This is a genomic window from Variovorax sp. 20P10.2.4 (assembly GCF_058244205.1).
Map to the genome: position 1 here is coordinate 1 of NZ_JBZAYE010001142.1, position 1,241 is coordinate 1,241.

Here is a 1,241-nt window from a genome sequence, read left to right on the forward strand (position 1 = left end):
CTCGCGCACCGGCACGGCCGCGCGCTCCACGCCCTGGCCGAGCTCGCGCACGATGCCGGTCTGCAGCGCGATCGCGTGATCGAGCCGCTCCATGAATTGGTAGTGATGCCGCATCAGCTCGGGCGTGCAATTGAGCGAGCGCGTGGCCCAGCGCGCGGTGCATTCCTGCGCGTAGCTCTCGAGCTGGTCGAGCTGCACCTGGCCCGCGAGCCACTTCTGGCGCGCCTGCGCGAGCACCTGCACCGCGGCGTCGCGCCGGTCGCGCGCCATGTCGGCCGCGATCTCGAGACCGCTCATGGCTGCCGGCCCTCGAGCACGTCGGCCATGCCACCGAGGCTGACATCGAAGGGCGCGCTCTCATGCATGCGCTGCTGCAGGAACGCGGTCATCGCGGGCTGCAGCCGGATCGCCTGGTCGAGCGCCGGGTCGCTGCCCGCGGCATAGGCGCCCACGCGCACCAGGTCGCGGCTCTTGCGGTAGCGCGAATAGATGGCGCGGAAGTGGCGCGCGCATTCGAGGTGGCCGGCCGAGGCCACGTTGTGCATCACGCGCGAGGCCGACTGCTCGATGTCGATGGCCGGGAAATGCGCCTCCTCGGCCAGCGCGCGCGACAGCACGATGTGGCCGTCGAGGATGGCGCGCGCCGCGTCGGCGATCGGGTCCTGCGGGTCGTCGCCCTCCGACAGCACGGTGTAGAAGGCGGTGATCGAGCCCACGCCGTTGAGGCCGTTGCCGCTGCGCTCCACCAGCCGCGGCAGCTTGGCGAAGCACGAGGGCGGATAGCCCTTGGTGGCCGGCGCCTCGCCGATCGCCAGCGCGATCTCGCGCTGCGCCATCGCATAGCGCGTGAGCGAATCCATCAGCAGCAGCACGTGCAGCCCCTGGTCGCGGAAATGCTCGGCCACCGCGGTGGCATAGCTCGCGCCCTGCATGCGCAGCAGCGGCGGCGAGTCGGCCGGCGCGGCCACCACCACCGAGCGCGCGCGGCCCTCGGGGCCGAGGATGTCCTCGATGAATTCCTTCACCTCGCGGCCGCGCTCGCCGATCAGGCCGACCACGATCACGTCGGCCGCGGTGTAGCGCGCCATCATGCCGAGCAGCACGCTCTTGCCCACGCCCGAGCCGGCGAACAGGCCGATGCGCTGGCCACGGCCGACGGTCAGCAAGGCATTGATCGCGCGCACGCCGGTATCGAGCGGCTCGCGCACCGGGTCGCGGTCCATCGCGTTGATCGGCGCGCG

Annotated in this window: 2 protein-coding genes; both read right to left on the reverse strand. The window is 72.0% G+C overall.

Features of this window, described 5'->3' with window-relative positions; translation table 11 throughout:
- The coding region (locus AC27VN_RS41805; protein ID WP_490880564.1) for a flagellar export protein FliJ at window positions 1-297 on the reverse strand (297 nt) is incomplete at its 3' end.
- Window positions 294-1,241: FliI/YscN family ATPase (locus tag AC27VN_RS41810; protein ID WP_490880565.1), on the reverse strand; the 948-nt coding region annotated here is incomplete at its 5' end. The genes AC27VN_RS41810 and AC27VN_RS41805, both read right to left, overlap by 4 nt.